We start from the raw sequence: 22,508 nt of genomic DNA on the forward strand, positions 1-22,508 counted from the left end.
TTCTAAAGCTTCATATCACGCAGGTAGCCGGTCATCTCCAGGTAGCCGCGGCCGGCGGGCACGCCGTCGCGCGCCACCGTGACCGCGCCTTCCCAGTACACGGCGCCGGTCGAGCGGCGCGAGTCGAGTTCCTGGTCCTGCTGCAGGGGCGTGACCTGCCAGCGCGTGGCGCCGATGGCTATCGTGGTGGCAACCGGGTATTCGGCATGCGTGCGCGGCGACTTCCAGCGCACCTGCGGCGTAAAGCGCACCTGGTCGGGTGTGTAGCGGGTGACCTTGCCGGCGCGGTCGCGCAGGGTGGCGTGCGCCCATAGTTTACCACCTCCCTTGGCCCTGATCTGGAAAGCCATCAGCGCCGAGCCGTCGTCGAGGTTAGCGGCCATCCAGTCCCAGCCGCTGGCCTCGGGCTGCAGGGCTTCGCTCGACCATTCATGGTCAAACCAGGCGCTGCCCGTCACCGCGCCCGCCGCACCGGGCCGCCCGGCCGTGCCGCTCACGCGCAGCTGCGGGTGGCTGTAGTAGTAACTCGCGTGCTGCGCGGCCGCGCCCTTGCGCGAATAGCCGCCTTCGCCCTGCACCAGCACCGGCTGGGTCGGGGTCAAGACCAGGTCCATGCTCATCTCGCCGGACTTCACCGTGACGCGGTAGCTGCCGTCCGGCGCGCGCCGCATGCGCCAGTCGTCGAGCTTGACATCAAGATCGCCGGTCTTGGCCCAGGCCAGGCCGAAGCCTTCGCGCGCGCTGCGCTGGTCGTGCAGCAGGCGCCCGACCGCCGGATCCGACAGCGCGGCATGGCCGATCACCAGCTGGTGCGGCGCAAAGGCGCTCGGGTTGGCGGTGTCGTGCGCGGTGCGGCTGCGAAAGAAGGTGACCTGGAAGCCGAGCGGCTTGCCGTCCGCCTGTTGCAGCCAGCCGGTGACGTACCACCATTCAGTGCGAAAGTCCGGGTGCGCGCCGTAATCGAGCGGGAAGCTCAAGGCCCGGCCCGGTGTGACCGGCGCAAACACCGGCGGCGCGGCGAACGCCAGCTGGCTCACCCACAGCAGGATCAAGAAAACCACACGCATCACCAATCCTCCCTCACCGCCCGCACCGGCCCGCCGGACAAGGCATAGCGCCCCGACACCAGAGCCGTGGCCACCGAGGCGCCGACCAGCACGGCGGCGACGGTAGCCAGCAAGCCCCAGGGCAGGTGCAGCTGCATGGTCCAGTGGAAGGATTGCGGGTTCACGACAAACACCAGAATCAGGCTGATCACCAGGCCCAGGGCAAAGCCGCAGGCCACGCCCAGGCCGGTCAGCAGCCCGCCCTCGCAGGCCAGGATGCCGAGCACCTGGCCGCGCGTCACGCCCACGTGGCGCAGCATGCCGAACTCGCGCGCCCGCGCCAGGGTCTGGGCCGAGAAGGTGGCGGCCACGCCGGACAGCCCGATTACGATGGCGATCGCCTCCAGCAGGTAGGTGACGGCAAAGCTGCGATCAAAAATCTGCAGACTGGCGGCGCGGATGTCACCGGGCCGGGCCAGCTGCAGCGCGGGGCCGAAGGGCAGGGCGCGCAGGGCTTTTTCGATGCGGTCGGTGGCGGCTTCGCCGCCGGCGTAGATGGCGGCGTCGGTCACCGCAGTTTCTCCGGTCAGCGCGCGGTAGTCCGGCAAGCGGATCACGACCGAACCGGACTGGTTGGCGTAATCGCGCCAGACGCCGGCGACAAAGAAGGGCGCCGGCTTGCCGCCCAGCGGCAGGGTGATCGCCTGGCCGACGCGTGCGCCGTACAAGTCGAGCATGGCTTCGGAGACCCAGGCCGGCCGCGCACCCTGCGGCAGCGGGCTGGAGGCGCCGACCAGGAACAGCAGGCGGCCCGGGTCCGCCGCATCGATGTCGCGCGCGATCAGGACCACGTCGGGCCGGTCTGGCGCCAGCGAAACCGGGCGCGTGCGCAGGAACTGCACCTGGCCGGCGCCGGCCGTGGCCTTGATCGCCGCCTGTTCGTCCGGCCCCAGCGCCCCGCTGCTGCCGCCGGCGGCGGTGCGCACGTACAGGTCGGCTGGCAGGATGTGGCGCATCCAGTCGTCCACCGACACGCGGAAGCTGGCAACCATGATCCCCATCGCCACCATCAGGCTGAAGCTGGCCAGCACGCCGCCCAGCGCAATCGAGGCCTGGCCCGGCGCATTCGCCAGGCGCGACAGCGTCAGCGCCAGCACCGGCGGCGGCGCCGGGCGGGTCAAGAGCGGCCGGTTCAGCAGGCGGAACACGCTGGCGGCCAGGCGCGGCATCAGGCCGATGCCGCCGATCAGCAGCAAGGCAATGGCGAGGTAACCGAACAGCGGCAGCTCGAACACCGGCGGCGCCAGCGCGAACAGCGCCGCCAGCGCCAGGCAGACGAGGGAAGGCCAGACCCGCGCCAGGCGCGCCAGCGCCGCTTCGTCGTTGCCGGATTTCAGGGCCACGGCCGGCCGCGCGCGCGCCGCGTCCCAGGCCGGCGCCAGGCAGCCGAGCAGGGCCACGCCCAGGCCCAGGGCAAAGAAGACAAAGGCCGCCAGCGGCGTGAACACCACCTGCGGCTTGATGCCCGGGAAGTAGCCGGCGCCCAGGTCGCCACCAAAAAAGCGCAGCGCCAGCGCCGCCAGCACGTAGCCGGCCGCCACGCCGAGCAGGGCGCCGATCACGCCCAGGCTGGCGCCTTCGAGCAGCACCTGGCGCAGCAGCTGGCCGCGCTCCACACCCAGCACGCGCAGCAGCGCGAACTGGCTGCGCCGCCGCATCACCGACAGGGCCTGGGTCGAGAACACCAAAAAGGCGCCGGTGAACAGCGCCACCAGGGCCAGCACCGTCAGGTTCACGCGGTAGGCGCGGCTCAGATTGTTGTTGCGGCTTTCCTGGTCGCTGTCGTTCGGCTGCCCGATGCGAAAGCGCCCCGGAAAATCGCGTTCGAGCTCGCGCGTGAGGCGCGCCTCGAATTCGGCACGGTTCACGCCGTCGCGCAGTTTCAGGTCCACGCGCGAGAGCTTGCCGAGCTGGTTGAAGCGCCACTGGGCGGCGCCGATGTCCATTACGCCGATGCGCTGGCCCGGGCGGGCGGCCTGCACCGGGCCGGCCACGCGCAGGCTGAAGTCGGCGGTGCCGGCGCGCAGCGTGAGCGTCGCGCCGTCGCGCAGGTCCAGCCAGCTTTGCGCGGCGGGCGACAAGAACACGGTGTCGTCGGCCAGCACATCGGCCCCGCGCCCCTCGCCCGGCACGCCGAGCAGGTCGGGCGCGATGTAGCCGGCGCGCAGCGGGTCGATGCCGACGATGCGCAATGCGCCTTTCGCACTCGGCACGGCGGCCTGGACCTCGAGCACCGGCGAGGCCAGCGCCACGCCTTCGTATTCTGCCAGGCGCGGATAGATTGTTTCGTCGAACAGGGCCTCGCGGCCCAGCACCTGGATGTCGGCCTGGCCGGACAGGCTCTTGATCGCGGCCGAGAATTCGTTAAAGGCGGCGGCGTTGATCAGGTGGATGGCAAAGCCCATGGCCACGCCGACCGCAATCGCCGCGATCGCCAGCACGGCGCGCACCGGATGCGCGCGCCATTCGCCCAGCAGCAGCCAGCGCGACAGGAGAGGAGAGAGATTGTTCAGGCCGGACATTCCACCGCCAGCGCCTCCGCCTGCCGTTTTGCCTTCAGGCGCGCACCGGCCACGGCTTCGCCGCGGGCGCGGCCCAGGTCTTCGTCGAGCCACTTCTGCTTCAGGCGCAGGCGCTCGCATTTCTGGCGCTGCATGGCAAAGGCTTTGGCGGCGCGCTGGCGCTCGCGTTCTGCGCGCAGTTCGCCGGCGGCGCGTTCCTTTTCCAGCGCCAGCAGGCGCAGGCGGTCGCCCGCCAGTTTCTCGCTTGCCGCCTTGTCGGGCGGCGGGGCGGCGCGCACGGCAAGTTCGGTGCCGGCGCCGTCGGCGCAGGGCTGGTCGCCGTAGGCCACCTTGCCGGCGACCGTACACTTGTATATGCTGCCCCCCAGCGCGCCTTGCGCCGCTAGGCAGGCAATGATTGCCACCAAAAAATTTTTCATCGATGCGTTCCCCGGTTCACAGAATTTTGCCGGGGTTCATAATGCCGAGCGGGTCGAGCGCCGCCTTGATGGCACGCATCATGTCCAGTTCGACCGCATCCTTGTAGCGCACCAGTTCCTCGCGCTTCAGGGCGCCGATGCCGTGTTCGGCCGAGATCGAACCGTCAAAGGCGGCCACGCTGTCGTGCACGATGCGGTTGATGGCCTCCTGGTTGGCGAGGAAGGCCTCGTGCGCCACGCCTTCCATCGGCGCCACGTTGTAGTGCAGGTTGCCGTCGCCGAGGTGGCCGAAGCAGACCACCTGGCAGCCGGGGAAGCTGGCCGCCAGCTGGCGGTCGGTGCTGGCGATGAATTCGGCGATGCGCGAGATCGGCAGCGAGACGTCGTGCTTGATGTTCTTGCCGGCCGCGGCCTGCGCTAGCGGGATGTGCTCGCGCAGCTGCCACAAACTGCCCGACTGGGCGCCGGACATGGCCACCACCGCGTCGTCGGCCAGGCCCTGCTCAAGCGCGGCTTCGATGCCCGCTTCCAGCAGCCCGACCGCGTGCGCCTCGGACTCGCTGCTCGACACTTCCAGCAAGGCATATTGCGCATGGTTGTGCGCGAACGGGCGCGGCAGATGCGGGAAATGGGTGCCGACCAGACGCAGGCAAAAGTCCGACATCAACTCGTAGGCGGTGAGGCTGGCGCCGCACACGTCCTGCATCAGCGACAGCAGGGCCAGGGCGCGCTCGGGCGTGGCCATGGCGACCAGCGCCGTGGTCGACGCCCTCGGCTGCGGATACAGTTTCAGCACGGCGGCGGTGACGATGCCGAGCGTGCCCTCGGCGCCGACAAAAAGGTCGCGCAGGGCGTAGCCGGTGTTGTCCTTGCGCAGGCCGCGCAGGCCGTCCCAGATCCGGCCCTGGGGCGTGACCACTTCCAGGCCCAGGCACAGGTCGCGCGTGTTGCCGTAACGCAGGACGGCGGTGCCGCCGGCGTTCGTCGACAAATTGCCGCCGATGGTGCAGCTGCCCTCGGCCGCCAGCGAGAGCGGGAACAGCAGGCCGGCTTCCTGGGCCGCGTCCTGGATCTGCTGCAGGATGCAGCCGGCCTGCACGGTGATGGTGCGGTTGACGGTGTCGACGCCGAGGATGCGGTCCAGGCGGCGCAGCGAGATCACCACGGCTTCGCCGCTGGCGTCGGGCACGCTGCCCAGCACCAGGCCGGTGCGTCCGCCCTGCGGCACGATGGGCACGCGGTGTTCGGCGCAGGCTTGCACCAGTTGCGCCACCTCGTCGCGGCTGCCGGGCAGCAGCACGGCGCGGGCGCGGCCGGTGAAGCGGCCGCGCCAGTCGGTGAGGAAGGGCGCCATCTCGGGCGCCCCGGTCAGCACCCGCGACGCGCCGCAGACTGCGCGGCAGCGCGCGAGGAAGGCATCAGTCATGCGGTACTTTCACCTTGTCGAGCAGCTCCTTGGCCATGCGCTGCGCCGCCTTCTTGTACGGATGCAGGTAGAGCAGGGCGCAGGCGAAATACACGCAGACGAGGACGATCTCGCCCATGGCCATCAGGCGCGAGGCTTCCAGCTCGTCGCTCCAGGCGCGCACCGCGCCCTCGGCGAAGTAGACCAGGATCACCATCGACGACCATTGCAGGGTGTAGAGGTCGCGCTTGATGACGCCGCGCAGCGGCACCAGCAGGGGCAGCGCCTTCAGCGCCAGCAATGAGCCTCCGGGATGCAGCGGGGCGACCCAGATTTCCCAGGCTACCAGCCAGCCGATCAGCCAGATCAGGCTGGCAATGGCGCCGGCGTGAAAGATCTTTGGGGTTTCCATCAGCGTGGTCCGTGCAGTGGTGTGTGCAATGGCGATTGCAGGCGGGCGGCGGCTTCAGCCAGGCGGCGGCCCTGCGCGATGGCAAGGCGCTTCTCGTCTTCCGTGATGGGCTTGTCGCCGTCGATTCCGGCCCAGTGGGTGGCGCCGTAGGGGCTGCCGCCGCTGGCCGTGTTCATCAGTTCCGGGTGGGCGTAGGGCAGGCCCATCACCAGCATGCCGTGGTGCAGCAGCGGGATCATCATCGACAGCAGCGTCGCTTCCTGGCCGCCGTGCAGGCTGCCGGTGGAGGTGAACACGGCGGCCGGCTTGCCGGACAAGGTGCCGGCCAGCCATTCGCTTGCCGTGCCGTCGAGGAAGTATTTCATGGCCGCCGCCATGTTCCCGAAGCGGGTCGGCGAACCCAGGGCCAGCCCGGCGCACTCGTGCAGGTCCTGCAGTTCGACATAGGGCGCGCCGCCGGCCGGGATGTCGGGCGCGACCGCCTCGGCCACCGTCGACACCGCGGGCACGGTGCGCAGGCGCGCCTCGGCGCCGGGAACGGACTCGATTCCCTGTGCGATGAGCTCGGCGAGTTTACGGGTGGCGCCATGGCGCGAGTAGTACAAAACGAGAATAGTCAGGGACGGTGGGTTCATCGTTGGTATTATAGGATGCTTTGCTCAAGTGCTAATCTTTCAGAGCGAATCAAAACGACAATATGCTTTCCAAAACGGTTCACTCGATCTCGCGTTCCACCAGCGACATGTTCAACGTCGGCGCCGAGCGCGTGCGCGCCCTCACGCTGCTGGAGGTGCGCGACCTGCTGCGCTTTGCGCGGCGCCGCCTGCGCGAGGAAAAACTGCCCCAGGTGGCAGGCAGCCTCACCTTTACGACCACGCTTGCGCTGGTGCCGCTGCTGACGATCGTCCTGGCGATTTTTACCACGTTTCCGATTTTCGGTCAGCTCCGCACGGCCATCGAAACCTACTTCGCCCAGGCCCTGATGCCGAAGGCGATATCCAACACGATCATCTCGAACCTGACCCAGTTCGCCAGCAAGGCCAAGGGTTTGTCGGCGGTCGGGGCGGTGGCCCTGTTGATCACCTCGACGGCCATGATCGGCATGATCGAGCGCGTCTTCAACCAGATCTGGCGCGTGCGCCAGCCGCGCCCGCTGCTGCAGCGCGTGCTGATCTATTGGGCCCTGATCACGCTCGGGCCGCTGCTGTTCGGCCTGTCGATCACCGTGACCTCGCAGCTGTTCACCGCCACCGACGGCATCACGCGCTCGGTGCCGCTGGTCGGCAGCCTGTTTGCCAGCCTGTTCTCGACCCTGGCCTCGCTGGCCCTGACCAGCGGCGCCTATACCCTGCTGTACGTGGCCGTGCCGAACCGCTACGTCAACTGGCGCGACGCCCTGTGGGGCGCGCTGGCGGCGGCGCTCGCCTTCGAGCTGGCCAAGCGCCTGTTCGCCCTGTTCATCCGCCAGTTCCCGGCCTACGCCATCATCTACGGCGCGCTGGCGGCGCTGCCGCTGTTCCTGGTCTGGATTTATTTGTCCTGGCTGATCACCCTGGTCGGCGCCGTGGTCGCCGCCGCCCTGCCGGTGGTCAGGCACGAGCGCTGGTGGCACGTGCCGGCGCCCGGCGGCGCCTTTGTCGATGCGATGGCGGTGCTCAAGGTGCTGCATGGCGGTGCGCATGCTACTGGCTCGGCGCTGTTATCGAGCGCCGCGATCCGGGCCCACACGCGCATCGGCTACGACGAGCTGGGGCTGCTGCTGGAGCAGATGGTGACGGCCGGCTGGGTCGGGCGGGTGCAGTCCGAGGTGCCGGCGCACACGCAGTGGGGCCGCACCGTGCGCGCCGGGCAGGACGACTGGGTCCTGCTGGCCGATCCGGGCAAGCTGAAGGTGGCCGATGTGTACCGGCTGTTCGTGTTCGGCGGGGCCGGGGCGGGCTTGACGGCGGCGGTGCCGGCGGCAGATTCGCCGCTGGCGCTGGATACGGCCGGGCTGGCGCGCAGTGTCGAGGCTGCGGTGGAGGCGGGGCTGGACCAGAGCGTGGATGAGTATTTCGGGACCAGGTGAGGCGTTCAGCTCGAGATGGTGACCGTACGGTGGGCCGGGCCGCGCAAGGCACGCCGTGCCCACGCGGAACGTGGCCAGGTGATAACGTAATTCCCTCCGTGATCGTTGATCATTGTTGGCGTCGCCAAATGATCATTTGGATGCGTTTCGAGTATCCGCTACCGCGTCATCAAAGGGCGCCATCACCACGCCAGCTTCCGCGTGGGCACGGGGTGCCCACCGTACGGTCGCTGTCCCGGATTTCCGAGCTACCAGCTCAACTTCCCCGTCAACATCTGCCAGTACATCACCCAGTCCGCCTTGAACGACAGCCAGGGCTGGTCGAAGGTGGCGGGCCGGTTCTTCTCGTAATAGAAATGCCCGACCCAGGCGCCGCCGTAGCCGAGCACCAGGGCCGCCACGATCCACAAGCCGCTGCCGCTCAGCAGCGCCGCCAGCAGCGCCAGGAGCGCGGCCGAGGTGCCGATGAAGTGGGCACGGCGGCAGCGGCGGTCGGCGTGCTGGGTCAGGTAATAGGGATAGAACTCGCTGAAGCTGCTGTAACGGACGGTCATGGCGTGCTCTCCTCGTGGTCGAGTGTGGCGGCAAACGCGATCAGGGCGTCGAGCACCGCGTCCGGCTGCTCGGCCATCAGGGAATGCCCGGCGTCCACCGTCACCACCTTGCCATGCGCAATGGCGCCAGTCAGCAGCTCCGTCGAACGCGGCGGCGTCATCATGTCCCTGGCACCGAAGATGAACACGGCCGGGCAGCGCACCGCACCGGCCGCCGCTTCGCCGTTCGCATACGCATTGCAGGCGGCGAAATCGGTGTGGAACAGGGCGTCCGGGTTGATGGCCGACATGCGCTGCATCAGCCGGCGTGCGCCGCCCATCACCGAAAAGCCGGGTCCGGGGCTGGACGGCTTTTGCGCGATGCCCGAATGCGACCAGATGTTGACCATGTCGATGGCGGCGTCCTCGTCGTCGCGCGAGGTGGCGAGCAGACTGTCCGACACCTTCATCGGCCAGGTCGTACCGAGCATGGCCAGGCCGCGCACGCGGCCTGGTGCGCGCGCGCCCGCTTCCAGCGCCACCAGCGAACCCATGCTGTGCCCGGCGAGCAGGGCGCGGCGCACGCCGGCCGCGTCCAGCAGGGCCAGCAGCCAGTCGGCCATCGCCTCGACGCTGGCCAGTGCCGGCCCGCTGCTGCGGCCGTGGCCGGGCAAGTCGACCGCCAGCACGCCGTAGCCGTGGTGCGCGAACCAGCGCGATTGCAGGCCCCAGACCGAGTGGTCGTTCTGGGCGCCGTGGATGAAGACGATGGTCGGCAGGGCGCAATCGAAGGCCTTGCCGCCGGTGTAGGCGTAGGCGGAATGTCCGTTGAGGTCGAGTTGCATGCTCACGCCCCTTTCTGCGCCAGTTTCAGGCCGCGCGCCAGGTCCTCGATCAAGTCGTCCGGGTCTTCCAGTCCGACCGACAGGCGCATCGTGCCTTCCTTCACGCCCGACGCCGCCAACTGCTCGGTGGGCACGCGGAAGTGGGTGGTCGAGGCAGGATGGATGACCAGCGACTTGGCGTCGCCCACGTTGGCCAGGTGCGAGAACACCTTCAGGCCGTCGACGAAGCGGCGGCCGGCGGCGCGGTCGCCCTTCAGGGTGAAGGTGAAGACGGCGCCGGCGCCTTTCGGCAGCAGGGTCTTGGCGAGCTCGTGATCAGGGTGGGTGTCGAGCTCAGGGTAGGACACCGACTCGACCATCGGATGCGCCAGCAGGAAGGCGATCACGCGGCGCGTGTTGGCGACGTGGCGTTCCATGCGCAGGCCTAGGGTCTCGATACCCTGCAGGATGGCAAACGCATTGTGCGGACTCATGACGGCGCCGAAGTCGCGCAGGCCTTCGCGCCGCGCGCGCAGGGCAAAGGCGCCGACGGTCGACTCTTCCGCGAACACCATGCCGTGGAAGCCCTCGTAAGGCTCGCACAGTTCGGCGTAGCGGCCCGTGCGTGCATGCGCCGCCTGCCAGTCGAAGGTGCCGCCGTCGACCAGCAGGCCGCCGATGGCGGTGCCGTGGCCGCACAGGAACTTGGTGGCCGAGTGGAACAGCAAATCGGCGCCGAGGTCGAAGGGACGCAGCAGATACGGCGTGGTGAAGGTGCTGTCGACCATCAGCGGCAGGTCGCAGTCGTGGGCCAGTTCGGCGATGCGCGGGATGTCGAGCACGTCCAGGCCCGGATTGCCCAGGGTTTCGCCGAACAGGACGCGGGTTTCGGGGCGGATCGCGGCGCGCCAGGCGTCGAGGTCGCGCGGGTCGACGAAGGTGGTCTCGATGCCGAAGCGCTTCAGGGTATAGGCCAGCAGGTTGTGCGAGCCGCCGTACAGGGCGCGCGAGGCCACGATGTGCGAGCCGGCGCCGGCAATCGTCGACAGGCCCAGGTGCATGGCGGCCTGGCCGCTGGCGGTGGCGATGCCGGCCACGCCGCCCTCGAGCGCGGCGATGCGTTCTTCCAGCACGGCGTTGGTCGGGTTCGAGATGCGCGAATACACATGGCCGCTGCGTTCCATGTTGAACAGCGAGGCGGCGTGATCGGAATCGCGGAAGGCAAACGAGGAGGTGAAGTGGATCGGGGTGGCGCGTGCGCCGGTGGCCGGGTCGGGCGCGGCGCCGGCGTGCAGCGACAGGGTGTCGAAACCGGGGTATCGTGGACCGCTCATGGTTGTCTCTTGTCTCTTTAATGAAATAATTATGCGCAGAATCCTAGCATCGAATCGGCAAGCTGTGCCCATCGGCGGGACCGGCGCGGGCGTCTTCCTCGGAAAACTGGATTTTCTGCTAGGCTTGCGCTACATTCAACTCAGTCTTTTATCAAAGTATTTACAGTGAATAATTTATCTGACGCGGGGGTGGCTAGCATGAAAGTCTCCGAGATTTTGCAGGTCAAGGGCAACATCCTGTACACGGTGACGCCGGATATGCCGCTGGCCGAAGCGGTGAACACGATGTCGGAAAAGGACATCGGCTCGCTGGTGGTGATGGAATACGGCGACCTGGTCGGCATGCTGACCTTCCGCGAAGTCATCAAGGTGCTGCACGAAAACGGCGGTTCGGTCGGCAACGGCACCGTGCGCCGCTACATGGACGACAGCCCGATCACCGTGACCCCGGACACCGAGGTCAACGAAGTGCGGCGCATGATGCTCGAGAAGCACGCGCGCTATTTGCCGGTGATGAATGCCAAGACGCTGCTGGGCGTGATCTCGTTCTACGACGTGGCGCGCGCGGTGCTGGAAGCGCAGAGCTTCGAGAATCGCATGCTGAAGGCGTATATCCGGGATTGGCCGGCGGAGCAGGCGGCGGAGGACTGATATCGGACGGCCTGCGGTTCCGGGTCCGTGCAATGGCCTGGAACCGTGACTGTAGGGTGGGCCGGGCCGCGCTAGGCACTCCGTGCCCACGCGGTACGTGTGTGTCCTTGCACCCGCTGCGGTGATGTTTCGCCCGCAAACTCCAAGCGCAGCCCGTGACGCGATCGTGCGTGTCCATTGGATGCTCTGCGGGCGATGCCTCGCTGGTACTGACTACGGATGCGTGCGTACCGCGTGGGCACGGAGTGCCCACCCTACAGTTGACGCTCCGGTCCGATCTTCACCTTGAGTGGGGCCGCGCCTTTAAAGGACAGGCTTCAAGCCGCGTCGTTCAGCACCTGCGCGCCCAGCCATTCGCGCAGCGCCCCCGGCGACAAGGGCCGCGAGAACAGGAAGCCCTGCGCCAGCGGGCAGCCGAGCGTGGACAGGATCTGCGCCTGGCGTTCGTCCTCGACCCCTTCGGCGATCACCGACAGGCCCAGGTTGCGCCCGAGCTGGATCACCATTTCGGCGATGCTGCTGCCGCGCGCCGAGCCGGTGATTTCGGAGACGAAGGCGCGGTCGATCTTCAGGCGGTCGACCTGCAGGCGCTGCAGGTGCGAGAGCGAGGAAAAGCCGGTGCCGAAGTCGTCGATGGCGATCGACACCCCGGTGCGCTTGACCTCGCCCAGGATCTCGGCCAGGTGGCGCGGGTCTTCCATCGCCATCGACTCGGTGATTTCCAGTTCCACGTAGGCGGGCGGGGCGCCGGTGTCGGCCAGGGCGCGCTGCAGCATCGTCACGAACTGCGGATGGCGGAACTGCGCCTGCGAGACGTTCACCGACATCGTGAAGGCCAGGTGGCCGGCCGCGCGCAGGCGCACCAGTTCGGCGCAGGCTTCGCGCAGCACCCAGGCGCCGATCTCGACGATCAGGCCCGAGGTTTCGGCGATCGGGATGAAGCGGTCCGGCGGCACCAGGCGGCCATCGCCGGTGCGCCAGCGCAGCAGGGCTTCGGCGCCGAAGGGGCGGCGGCTGGCCAGGTCGATCTGGGGCTGGTAGTCGAGGAACAGTTCGCCGCGGCCGAAGCCGGAGCGCAATGCGTGCATCAGGTCGACCCGTTCGCGGATCTCGACGCCCATGCTGCGCGAAAAATAGAAGTGGCCGCCGCGCTGGCGGGTCTTGGCGCGCTTCAGGGCGATGTCGGCGTCCTTCAGGGCGTCGGCGCCGCTGCCGTCGTGCTCGCGCAGGCGCACCAGGCCCATGGTGGCCGAGGCGCGCACGTCCTGGCCGTCGATGGCGAAGGGCGAGGCGAACAGGGCGTGCAGGGCCTGCGGGGTGCAGGCTGCGTCGGCGCCCAGCACCGCAAAGGTGTCGCCGCCGATGCGCGCCAGCGTCAGGCCGGACAGGCTGGCCTGCAGTCGCGTCGCCACCGCCACCAGCAGCATGTCGCCGAACTGGTGGCCGAGGGCGTCGTTGCTTTCGGCGAAGTGGTCGAGGTCGACCAGGGCCAGCGTGACGTCGGCCGACTCTGCAGCTCCCTCTGCGGCGCTTCTGGCAGCGGCCAGGCGGCCGTCGAGCTGCTCGATCAGGCTGGCGCGGTTCGGCAGGCCGGTGAGGGAATCGTAGAAGGCGGCGTCGTTCAGGCGCCCGACCAGTTCCAGGTTGTCGACGCCGACCGCCACCACGCTACTGAAGACGTCGAGCAGGCGCCGGCGGCCTTCGGTGAGCGCTTCGGACAAATACAGGCCGGCGGCGAAGTCGCGTCCGGACTTGCCGGCGAAGTAGAGCGCCAGGCGCTCGGGGGTGTGCTGGCTGGCGCGCTCGCGCAGGGCGCGTGCCACCAGGGCATGCAGTTCGGGATCACGGTGACGCTCCATGGCGCCGCCTTCGAATGCGAGGCAGCTGCCGGCCGCGCCCAGCACCTGCAGGCCGCCGCTGTCGCTCACGCACAGCACGCCGCCGGGTTCCTGCAGCAGCACGGCGGCTGCATGGCTCAGCACGGCGCGTGCGATGTCGCGCGGCACGTGCAGGTTCATCAGCTCGGCGCCGGCGCGCGCGATGCGCTCCAGCGCCACGCGTCCCAGGGTGAGCGTATGTAACTGTTGGTAGCAGCGCACCGCGGCCGCCACCGCCGTGTACAGCTTGGTACGCGTGAGTTCCGACTTGGTGCGGTAGTCGTTGATGTCGAGGTCGTGGATGGCGTCCATCTCGGGCGCGTAGCCCGGCTGGCCGGTGCGCAGGATGATGCGCACTTCCTGCAGGCCGAGGGTCTCGCGGATGTGGCGCACCAGGTGCAGGCCGGCGTCGGGCTGCTCCATCACCACGTCGAGCAGGACCACGGCGATGCCGGGCACGCGCGCCAGCAGCTCGCGCGCCTCGCGCGCCGAATAGGCGTGCAGGAATTCCAGCGGCCGGCCCTGGACCTCGAGGTTGGCCAGGGCAAAGGTGGTGGTCGAGTGCACGTCGGCGTCGTCGTCCACCACCAGGATGCGCCACGTGGCGCGGGCGTCTTGCGGGGCAGGTGGCGCGGGCGGCGCCTCGTCAAGGAAAACCAGGTCGTCGTGCGCGTCGGAGCCGGTTCCGGGCGTAATCGATGCGGGCATTATTGTTGCGTCTCCAGGATTAAGCTCGGCATTTCATCGCGACCAAGTATAGCGGCAAAAGTCGGGAACCGGCGCTTCCCGGTTGTGCGGATACAAAAATAAATTCTGTAGGGCAACACTTTATGGGTGCGAATCGCACTTGACGGCGCGGCCGGAAGCCGCTCCATCCCTCTCCGGTGCTGGTAGAATGGTCTTTTTTGTCACTCGTCCCGCATACCATGTCCGGCAATACCTTCGGCAAGCTGTTTTCCGTCACCACCTTCGGCGAGTCGCACGGTCCTGCGATCGGCTGCGTCATCGACGGCTGTCCGCCTGGCCTGGCGCTGTCGGAAGCCGACATCCAGCCCGAGCTCGACCGCCGCAAGCCCGGCACCTCGCGCCACGTGACCCAGCGCCAGGAAGGCGACCGGGTGCAGATCCTGTCCGGCGTCTACCAGGGCTTCACTACCGGCACCCCGATCGCGCTCCTTATCCCGAACGAGGACCAGCGCAGCAAGGACTATGGCAACATCGCGGAGAGTTTCCGTCCCGGCCACGCCGACTACACCTACTGGCACAAGTACGGCGTGCGCGATCCGCGCGGTGGCGGCCGTTCCTCGGCGCGCCTGACGGCACCGGTGGTCGGCGCCGGCGCCATCGCCAAGAAATGGCTGCGCGAGCGCCATGGCGTGGAATTCATGGGCTGCATGCGCGCCCTGGGCGACATCGAGGTGCCGTTCGAGGGCTGGGAACACGTGGCCAACAATCCCTTCTTCGCCGCCACCGGCGACGCCGCCCTGATCGCGCGCATGGAAGCGGCGATGGATGAATTGCGCCGCGCCGGCGATTCGATCGGCGCCCGCATCGACGTGGTGGCGCGCGGGGTGCCGGTCGGCTGGGGCCAGCCGATCTACGACAAGCTCGACGCCGACATCGCCTACGCGATGATGGGGATTAATGCGGTGAAGGGCGTGGAGATCGGCGCCGGCTTCGCCTCGGTGGCGCAGAAGGGCTCCGAGCACGGCGACGAACTGACACCTGGCGGTTTCGTGGGCAACCACGCCGGCGGGGTGCTGGGCGGGATCTCGACCGGCCAGGACATCACGGTGTCGCTGGCGATCAAGCCGACGTCCTCGATCCGCATCCCGCGCCGCTCGATCGACAAGGCCGGCGAGCCGGCCACCGTGGAAACCTTCGGCCGCCACGATCCCTGCGTGGGCATCCGCGCCACGCCGATCGCCGAAGCGATGCTGGCACTGGTATTGATCGACCATGCGCTGATGGGGCGCGCCCAGTGCGGCGACGTGCGCGTGGAAACGCCGCGGATTTAGGCTAGGGTGGTCGGCTATGCCCGACCGTGGGCGTGGTGAAGGCGTCTGCGCCGCCCACGCGTCGAGCGCACGTTCAGGCGCTCGGGCGAGCGGAGGTGAACGCGTGGACGGGGGACCCGCCTTTCGTGGCCCGGTCCACCCTACGGAGGATTACGCGTTGCCGCTGACGGCGGCCACTTTGCGGCGACATGCGCGTGGAGACGCCGCGGATTGAGGGTAGGGTGGTCGGCTATACCCGACCGTGGGCGTGGTGAAGGCGTCTGCGCCGCCCACGCGTCGAGCGCACGTTCAGGCACTCGGGCGAGCGGAGGTGAACGCGTGGACGGGGGACCCGCCTTTCGTGGCCCGGTCCACCCTACGGAGGATTACGCGTTGCCGCTGACGGCGGCCACTTCCGGATATGCGCGCCGCTCGACGGTGCGCACCACCAGCGCGCGCAAATCGTTCAGCAGCGCGAATTCGCCCTGGCTCAGGTGCACCGACGGGAAGGTGTCGTCCCAGTCGCCGTACACGAAGCCGACCGGCTGCCCCTGCATGCACAGCGGGATCACGACGAAGCAGCGCGCCTGCGCCAGCGTGCCGCGCCACCAGCCGGGCAATTTGGCGGCGAACTTCGGGTCGCGCGCATTCTCGATGAAGATCACGCGGTCGCTGGCCATCGCCGCGTGGAAGACGTTGGCTTCGTAGGCGTCGTCGAAGGCCAGGTACGGCAGCAGGGCCCGGGCGCCTTCGCCGAGACCCATCTTCGCCAGGTACTTGCCTTCGCGCCGGTTGCGCAAGAAAGCGAACGCGCGCGTGAACGACAACCCCTTGAACATGGTTTCCAGCGCCATCGCCGTCATCTGGCCGGCGCTGACGTTCGGGCCGGCGTCGCGCATGTCGGCCACGCCGCTCATCAGGATGCGGTTGCCGGCTTCGCGCTTGCGCTGTACGGCGTCGACTTTGGCGCGCTTCTCGGCGGCGTTGGCCAGCGGCGCGATCGACAGATCGTTCGCTGCTTCCAGCCTGGCCTTGTCGACGGCGCCGAGGATCTGCTCGGCGTCCACGCCCAGCAGCGGCGCAAAGGCGCCGGCCAGTTCGCGCACCTGCTCGGCGCCGGCAGCGTCGTCGTTCCACAGCGAGTTGGCGCAGCGGGTCGACATGGTGCCCAGCGCCGCCAGCCAGTCCTCGTGGCCGAAGGCGTCAGCGCGTTCGCCCGGCTCGACGCTGCGCATGCCGGCCACCAGGTTGCGCGGCAGGCCCCAGTGCTCGGCGGTGGCGCGGCCGATCTGCTCCAGGCTCAGGCCGAGGAGAGCCGGCGCCGCGCCGTCTTCGGCGCCTGGGCCGGCAGCTGCCTGCAGCTGGGTCCAGCGCTCGGGCATGTAGAAGGTCACCATCATCCGCCCCAGCGAATGCAGGATCGAGCAGACCACGGCTTCTTCCGGGTCGCGGGTGGCGGCGCGCGCGGCCACCTGCTGGGCCACCATCCCGGCCAGCACCGCCTTTTCCATCTCGACGTGGGCGACCGCCGAATCCGGCGTGCTTTTCGCCAGTTCCTCGATCAGCTTCAGGCCCAGCGCCAGGTGGCCGATGGCTTCCGTGCCCAGCACCAGCACCGCCTTCGACACCGTGTTCACGCGCTGGCCGAAGGCCGAGTACATGCCGCTGTTGGCCAGGCGCAGCACCTTCTGGGTCAGGACCGGGTCCGACAGCACCGTCTGCGTCATCGAAAACTCGCGCTCGTCCTCCCCGCGCATCGAGGCCAGGATGGCGTTGATGGCGCGCGTGAAGCCGGGCATGTCGCCCCGGCGGCGGATGCGTTCCCAGAGCAGGGCCAGGGTGGCCTGCCCGCGGGCGTCGACCCCGGCCGGGCGCGCCTGCGTCGTCGACTGCAGCGTCATTGGCCACCTCCCCACGGTTTGGACGGCGCCGGCGCCGTCAGCTGGTTATCCTGCAGTGCGGCGATCGCCACGTGGGCCGGCATCGGCTTGCCGGTCAGGTAGCCCTGGATGTAGCGGCAGTCGCGTGCTTCGAGCCAGGCCAGCTGCTCCTCGGTCTCGACGCCTTCGGCCACCACCGACAGATCGAGGTGGCGCGCCATGTCGAGCACGGCGCTGCAGATCGCCGCTTCCTTCTGCGCGCCCGGCAGATCCTTTACAAAAGCGCGATCCACCTTCAGCACCGAGATCGGGAAGCGCTTCAGGTAAGCCAGCGAGGAGTAACCGGTGCCGAAGTCGTCGATGGCGATGCGCGCGCGGCGTTCGGCCATGCGCGTCAGGATGGTCTCGGCGTGCAGCGGGTCGACCATCAGCGTGCCTTCGGTGATCTCGAGCACCAGCTTGTCGCCGGGCGTGCCGGAAAACGCCAGCGCTTCGTCGAGCACGTCGAGGAACTTGTCGTTCCTGAACTGGCGCGGGCTGATGTTCACCGAGATGTACAGGTCGCGCCCGGCCGCTTCCTCGAAGTGGCGGATCTGGGCGCAGGCCGCCTTCAGGGCCCAGGCGCCAAGCAAGGTAATCAAGCCGTTCGTTTCGGCGATCGGGATGAAGCGCGCCGGCGGCACCATGCCCAGGGTCGGATGCTTCCAGCGCATCAGGGTCTCGAAACCCTCGATGCAGCGGGTGCGGGCGTCGACGATGGGCTGGTAGTAGAGCAGGAACTCGCCTTCGCGCACGGCGTTGAACATCGCCGCTTCCAGCGAGATGTCGTGCTGCGGCGGACCCTGTTCGCGCGCGCTGTAGACCACGGCGCGGCCCTTGCCGCTTTCCTTGGCGCGCGAGAGGGCGGCGTCGGCCAGGGCCAGCAGGCCGTTGTCGTCCTCGGCGTGCTGCGGATACAGCGCCACGCCGATCGAGGCGCCGAGATAGATGGTGTGGCCGTCGGCCTCGAATGGCGACTGCAGGGTGGCCAGCAGGCGTCCGGTGACCAGCTTGATCTGGGCCGCGCTGGCGGTGCCGGGCAGGACCGCGACGAATTCGTCGCCGCCGATGCGCGCCAGGGTGTCGCTGTCGCGCAGGGCCTTGCGCAGGCGCAGCCCGGCCTGGCGCAGGACCGCGTCGCCGACCGGATGGCCGACGCCGTCGTTGACCTTCTTGAAGCCGTCCAGGCCGACGATCGCCACCGCGAAGCCCTGGCCCGAGCGGCGCGCATTCGCCACCACCATGCGGATGCGGTCGGCCAGCAGCAGGCGGTTCGGCAGTTCGGTGAGGGCGTCGTGGGTCGCCATGTGGCGCAGCCGCTCCTCGGTGGCGTACTGCGCGCTCATGTCGCGCCCGACCACCAGCAGGGCTTCGCCGCCGTCTTCGTCCTCGCCTTCGCCTTCGCAGGCGGCAATGCGCAGCTCGAACCAGCTCTCGCGTCCGGCGCCGGGTTCGCCGCAGCGCAGGCGCACGCGCACCAGCACCGGCTCGGCCGCCGCCTGCACGTCGACAAAGGCGGTGCGCAGGGCGGCATGGTCGAATTCCGACACGATGCCGGTCAGGAGCTGGCCTTCGAGGGGGATGCCGAGGCCGATGAGGCGCTGGGCGCGGCGGCTGGCGAGCAGGATCCGGCTCGAAGGCGCGACCCGGAACACGACGTCGCCCGCCGCCTCCATCAGGCTGTCGAAGCCGCTGCGCGCCTGGATCGGGCGCGGCGGATCGAACGGCACGGCGGAGGAACTGGAGCGCATTGTTGAATTTCTGCCTTATTTTCGGCTTACATGAGCAGCGCCGGCGACAGGCGCAAGCGTGCAAGTTTATCAAACCACGGGAGACTTTATCACCGAACCATTCCAACAGGCATCAAAATTCACCATTGCCCCGCGATGTTTGCGCTTGTCTTGCGCTGCAGCAGGGGCGCCTTGCCGGATTGTGCGCTTTGCGCTAGCCTCTTGCCGGATCGTTAACCATACCCGCAACCGCGGGGAGTGCACGGATCACCGGCGCAGGTGAAGCATTGCCATCGAAAATGATGCTTCACTGCAACATTTTACACCAGCTTTTTGCGCGACGCAGGGGAATGGCATGAATTCATTCGATACGCATGAGGTGTTCAACCAGGCACCGCCGTTTGGCGACGTGAATCTGCTGCGCTGCGACCCGGCGCTGCGCGAGGCGGTGGCGCGCGAAGGCGCCGGCTGGGCCGCGGACGAGCTCGATGCGCTCGGCGCGCGCCTGGGCCGCGCCGAAGTCCTCGACCTGGCGCGGGTGGCGAATGCCAACGGCCCGCGCCTGGTGAACTTCGACCGCAGCGGGCGCCGCATCGACGAAGTCGAATTCCACCCGGCCTGGCACGAACTGATGGCGCTGCTGATCGGCGCCGGCGCCCACAGCGCGCCCTGGGCCGATCCTCGCCCGGGCGCGCAGGTGGCGCGCGCAGCGGCCTACCTGCTGTTCGGCCAGGTCGAGAACGGCGCCCAGTGTCCGGTGACGATGACCTACGCCTCGGTGCCGGCGCTGCGCCGCGCCCCGCGCATTGCGGCCAAATGGCTGCCGAAGATCCTCTCGCGCGACTACGATCCGCGCTCGCTGCCGGTGGAGCAGAAGCGCGGCGCCCTGGTCGGCATGGGCATGACCGAGAAGCAGGGCGGCACCGATGTGCGCGCCAACACCACGCGCGCCGCCGAGATGGCGCCGCTTGAAGCGCGCGCACGCTTCGGCGATGAAGGCGAGGGCGCCTGGCGCATCGTCGGCCACAAATGGTTCTTTTCGGCGCCGCAGTGCGACGCTCACCTGGTGCTGGCCCAGACCGACGAAGCGGGCAGTGCCGGCCTGTCGTGCTTCTTCGTGCCGCGCTGGCTGCCCGACGGCAGCCGCAACGCGATCCGCGTGCAGCGCCTGAAGGACAAGCTCGGCAACCGCTCGAACGCGTCCTCGGAAGTCGAGTTCTGCGACGCCGTCGGCTGGCTGGTCGGCGCCATCGGGCGCGGCATCCCGACCATCCTCGAGATGGGCAGCCACACGCGCCTGGACTGCGTGGTCGGCACGGCGGGCATCATGCGCGCCGCGCTCTGCCACGCCCTGCACCATGCGCGCGGACGCGCCGCCTTCGGCAAGCCGCTCGCCAGCCAGCCGCTGATGCAGAACGTGCTGGCCGACCTCGCCATCGAATCCGAGGCGGCCACCGCCTTTGCCCTGCGCCTGGCGCGCTGCTTCGACCACCCGGACGACCCGCTGGAAAGCGCCTTGGGGCGCCTGCTGACGCCGGCCGGCAAGTACTGGATCTGCAAGCGCGGCCCGATGCTGGGCGCGGAAGCGATGGAAGTCATGGGCGGCAACGGCTACGTGGAAGACGGTCCGCTGGCGCGCCTGTACCGCGAATTCCCGGTCAATTCGATCTGGGAAGGCTCGGGCAACGTGATGTGCCTGGACGTGCTGCGCGCGCTTGGCAAGAACCCGCAGGAGTCGCGCGCCGCGCTCGAGGCCGAGCTGGCGCCGGCGGCGGCGCTCGACACGCGCTTTGCCGCCTACGTGGCGTGCCTGGGCGAGGACCTGGGCAGGGCCGGCGAGGCCGGCGCGCGCCGCATCGCCGAGCGCCTGGTGATCGCGGTGCAGGGCGCGCTGCTGCTGCGCCACGCGCCGCCCTTCGTGGCCGAGGCCTTCCTTGCCTCGCGCATCGCGCAGGACGCCGGCGGCGCCTTCGGGCGCCTGCTGGAAGGGCTCGATGTCGAGGCCATCCTGGCGCGCGCACTCGTCCACTAGATACAAATTTCTACATTCAGTCGGGACAAACTCGCGCCGCACTGGGATAATGGCGGGTTTATACGCTCCTGTGGCCGCCGTGCCCGCATTCCGGCGGCCCCGTCACCGAACAAAGATATGTCGATAATGAAACAAGACCCGCGCTTCCCCAGTCTCTACATCCTGAATCACCCGCTGATCCAGCACAAGCTGTCGCACATGCGCGAGCACGACACCTCGACCCGCACCTTCCGCGAGCTGCTCAAGGAAATCACCCTGCTGATGGGCTACGAGATCACGCGCGACCTGCCACTGACCACGCGTCCGGTGCAGACCCCGCTGGTGACGATCGACGCGCCCGTGATCGCCGGCAAGAAGCTGGCGATCGTGCCGATCCTGCGTGCCGGCATCGGCATGAGCGACGGCCTGCTGGAACTGGTGCCGTCGGCGCGCGTGGGCCACATCGGCGTGTTCCGCGACCCGGAAACCCACGAGCCGGTCGAATACCTGGTGCGCCTGCCCGACGTCACCGACCGCACCTTCATCCTGTGCGACCCGATGGTGGCAACCGGCAACTCGGCGGTGCACGCGATCGACGTCCTCAAGAAGCGCGGCGTGGCCGACGAGCAGATCCTGTTCCTGGCCCTGGTGGCGGCGCCGGAAGGCGTGCAGGTGGTGCAGGACGCACACCCGAACGTGAAGGTCTACGTGGCCTCGCTCGACTCGCACCTGGACGCGCACGCCTACATCGTGCCGGGCCTGGGCGACGCCGGCGACCGCATCTTCGGCACCAAGTAAGCAGGCGCATGGCCGGCCCGGTCGATGCCGCCTTCTTCGCGCGCCTGACGGCGGCAAACGAGCGCTTCCGCGCCGGGCTGCCGGCCACGCTGGCCCAGCTGGCCGCGGCGCGCGGCGCACTGCTGCCCGAGGCGACGGCCCCGGCGCTGGTGGCGGAGCTGCAGTCGCTGCTGCACACGCTAGCGGGCGCTGCCGTGACATTCGGTTTCCGCGAACTCGGCCACGGCGCACGCGCCCTCGAGCAGCGCCTGCGCGTGCTGCGCGCCTTCGACGCCGTGGGCGCCAGCGACTGGAACGCCTGGCTGGGGGAGCTGGACGGCTTCCTTGCGGCAGGCCTGGGGGCGCCGCCGTCGCGTTACCATGGGGCCGGATTTTCTCCCTTGGCGTAATTCAAAAGTCCAACGTCGAGTCGTTTGATCCACCGCAAACTTGCCACCCTTCGTTGTCCTATATTCTCCTTACTGCCGAATCGAATACCGCTGACCTTGAAAGTTGGTTCCAGGCACTGTTACGCGTTTTCTTTTTTATTTTGCGAAAAATGCGTCAACGGTGTTTTATTCGGTATAATACGGGATCGTTGGGTTCGAGGTAGTAGTGCAGTCTGTCTGTCATTTCTTTCTTGCTTCTTCAAACGATCATAAACGGGCGCAAGCCCACTTAACTGAAATAGGAAATTGTAATGGCAACTGGCATCGTTAAATGGTTCAATGACTCGAAGGGCTTCGGCTTCATCACCCCTGATGAAGGCGGCGAAGATCTGTTCGCGCACTTCTCGGCTATCCAGAGCCAAGGCTTCAAGTCCCTGCAAGAGAACCAGCGCGTCTCGTTCGACGTGACCTCGGGTCCTAAGGGCAAACAAGCATCGAACATCCAGCCGCTGTAATTTCAGCCGCTGTATCACG

At 68.4% G+C, this 22,508-nt stretch carries 19 protein-coding genes; 7 read left to right on the forward strand and 12 right to left on the reverse strand.

The genetic code is table 11. The features are described 5' to 3' along the window. Positions 1-2: 2 nt before the first annotated feature. The 6 genes from ACWYRN_RS20490 to wrbA are packed head-to-tail and all read right to left on the reverse strand — an operon-like array spanning position 3 to position 6,499. The gene (locus ACWYRN_RS20490) at positions 3-1,067 is read right to left on the reverse strand and encodes a lipocalin-like domain-containing protein (protein ID WP_488689532.1); all 1,065 of its coding nucleotides are present in this window, start codon (positions 1,065-1,067) and stop codon (positions 3-5) included. Beyond that, the gene (locus tag ACWYRN_RS20495) at positions 1,067-3,628 is read right to left on the reverse strand and encodes an FtsX-like permease family protein (protein ID WP_488689533.1); all 2,562 of its coding nucleotides are present in this window, start codon (positions 3,626-3,628) and stop codon (positions 1,067-1,069) included. Before ACWYRN_RS20495 ends, ACWYRN_RS20490 begins: the two co-directional genes overlap by 1 nt. Then, a complete protein-coding gene (locus tag ACWYRN_RS20500) occupies positions 3,616-4,047 on the reverse strand; it encodes a DUF4124 domain-containing protein (protein WP_488689534.1) in 432 nt (143 codons plus the stop codon). Before ACWYRN_RS20500 ends, ACWYRN_RS20495 begins: the two co-directional genes overlap by 13 nt. Positions 4,048-4,063: 16 nt before the next feature. Further along, positions 4,064-5,473, reverse strand: coding sequence for an FAD-binding oxidoreductase (locus ACWYRN_RS20505; RefSeq protein WP_488689535.1), 1,410 nt, complete (start codon positions 5,471-5,473; stop codon positions 4,064-4,066). Then, positions 5,466-5,864, reverse strand: a complete 399-nt coding sequence (locus ACWYRN_RS20510; RefSeq protein WP_488689537.1) for a DUF2069 domain-containing protein — start codon at positions 5,862-5,864, stop codon at positions 5,466-5,468. The genes ACWYRN_RS20505 and ACWYRN_RS20510 overlap by 8 nt, the downstream gene beginning before the upstream one ends. Continuing rightward, positions 5,864-6,499: an NAD(P)H:quinone oxidoreductase gene (gene wrbA / locus ACWYRN_RS20515; protein ID WP_488689538.1), complete on the reverse strand. Its 636-nt coding sequence runs from the start codon at positions 6,497-6,499 to the stop codon at positions 5,864-5,866. The genes ACWYRN_RS20510 and wrbA overlap by 1 nt, the downstream gene beginning before the upstream one ends. Before the next feature lie 62 nt (positions 6,500-6,561). On the opposite strand from wrbA, the gene ACWYRN_RS20520 reads away from it, so the two are divergent. After that, a complete protein-coding gene (locus ACWYRN_RS20520; protein ID WP_488689539.1) occupies positions 6,562-7,932 on the forward strand; it encodes a YihY family inner membrane protein in 1,371 nt (456 codons plus the stop codon). 248 nt (positions 7,933-8,180) lie between these two features. On the opposite strand, the gene ACWYRN_RS20525 is transcribed toward ACWYRN_RS20520, so the two are convergent. From ACWYRN_RS20525 to ACWYRN_RS20535, 3 genes are read right to left on the reverse strand one after another with little or no spacing between them, the layout of a single operon-like run. Then, entirely contained in the window at positions 8,181-8,486 is a 306-nt protein-coding gene (locus ACWYRN_RS20525) for an Mpo1-like protein (RefSeq protein ID WP_488689540.1), read from the reverse strand. Beyond that, complete coding sequence (locus ACWYRN_RS20530; protein WP_488689541.1) at positions 8,483-9,310, reverse strand: alpha/beta fold hydrolase; 828 nt, start codon at positions 9,308-9,310, stop codon at positions 8,483-8,485. The genes ACWYRN_RS20525 and ACWYRN_RS20530 overlap by 4 nt, the downstream gene beginning before the upstream one ends. 2 nt (positions 9,311-9,312) lie before the next feature. Continuing rightward, a complete protein-coding gene (locus tag ACWYRN_RS20535) occupies positions 9,313-10,623 on the reverse strand; it encodes an O-acetylhomoserine aminocarboxypropyltransferase (protein WP_488689542.1) in 1,311 nt (436 codons plus the stop codon). A 198-nt stretch (positions 10,624-10,821) separates the two neighbouring features. Between ACWYRN_RS20535 and ACWYRN_RS20540 the strand changes: the two genes are divergently transcribed. After that, complete coding sequence (locus ACWYRN_RS20540) at positions 10,822-11,274, forward strand: CBS domain-containing protein (RefSeq protein WP_229435461.1); 453 nt, start codon at positions 10,822-10,824, stop codon at positions 11,272-11,274. Between the two features lie 317 nt (positions 11,275-11,591). On the opposite strand, the gene ACWYRN_RS20545 is transcribed toward ACWYRN_RS20540, so the two are convergent. Continuing rightward, positions 11,592-13,859 carry an EAL domain-containing response regulator gene (locus tag ACWYRN_RS20545; protein WP_488689544.1) on the reverse strand — a complete coding sequence of 756 codons (2,268 nt, stop codon included), beginning with the start codon at positions 13,857-13,859 and terminating at the stop codon, positions 11,592-11,594. A 218-nt stretch (positions 13,860-14,077) separates the two neighbouring features. Between ACWYRN_RS20545 and aroC the strand changes: the two genes are divergently transcribed. Continuing rightward, the gene (aroC, locus tag ACWYRN_RS20550; RefSeq protein ID WP_488689546.1) at positions 14,078-15,169 is read left to right on the forward strand and encodes a chorismate synthase; all 1,092 of its coding nucleotides are present in this window, start codon (positions 14,078-14,080) and stop codon (positions 15,167-15,169) included. Between the two features lie 365 nt (positions 15,170-15,534). Here aroC and ACWYRN_RS20555 read toward each other — a convergent pair whose 3' ends face one another. Continuing rightward, the gene (locus tag ACWYRN_RS20555) at positions 15,535-17,049 is read right to left on the reverse strand and encodes an HDOD domain-containing protein (RefSeq protein WP_488689548.1); all 1,515 of its coding nucleotides are present in this window, start codon (positions 17,047-17,049) and stop codon (positions 15,535-15,537) included. Beyond that, on the reverse strand, positions 17,046-18,818 hold the full coding sequence (locus ACWYRN_RS20560) for a putative bifunctional diguanylate cyclase/phosphodiesterase (RefSeq protein WP_488689550.1): 1,773 nt from the start codon (positions 18,816-18,818) through the stop codon (positions 17,046-17,048). Before ACWYRN_RS20560 ends, ACWYRN_RS20555 begins: the two co-directional genes overlap by 4 nt. Before the next feature lie 334 nt (positions 18,819-19,152). Here ACWYRN_RS20560 and ACWYRN_RS20565 point away from each other — a divergent pair, with 334 nt between their 5' ends. The 4 genes from ACWYRN_RS20565 (at position 19,153) to ACWYRN_RS20580 (ending at position 22,489) form a co-directional block, all read left to right on the forward strand. Further along, on the forward strand, positions 19,153-20,829 hold the full coding sequence (locus tag ACWYRN_RS20565; RefSeq protein WP_488689552.1) for an isovaleryl-CoA dehydrogenase: 1,677 nt from the start codon (positions 19,153-19,155) through the stop codon (positions 20,827-20,829). 126 nt (positions 20,830-20,955) lie between these two features. Beyond that, positions 20,956-21,606, forward strand: coding sequence for a uracil phosphoribosyltransferase (gene upp / locus ACWYRN_RS20570; RefSeq protein ID WP_229435467.1), 651 nt, complete (start codon positions 20,956-20,958; stop codon positions 21,604-21,606). A gap of 8 nt (positions 21,607-21,614) precedes the next feature. Continuing rightward, positions 21,615-21,995, forward strand: coding sequence for an Hpt domain-containing protein (locus ACWYRN_RS20575; protein ID WP_488689555.1), 381 nt, complete (start codon positions 21,615-21,617; stop codon positions 21,993-21,995). Between the two features lie 290 nt (positions 21,996-22,285). After that, the gene (locus tag ACWYRN_RS20580) at positions 22,286-22,489 is read left to right on the forward strand and encodes a cold-shock protein (RefSeq protein ID WP_036166698.1); all 204 of its coding nucleotides are present in this window, start codon (positions 22,286-22,288) and stop codon (positions 22,487-22,489) included. Positions 22,490-22,508 lie beyond the last annotated feature (19 nt).

It is taken from the genome of Massilia sp. BAP21 (assembly GCF_057801335.1).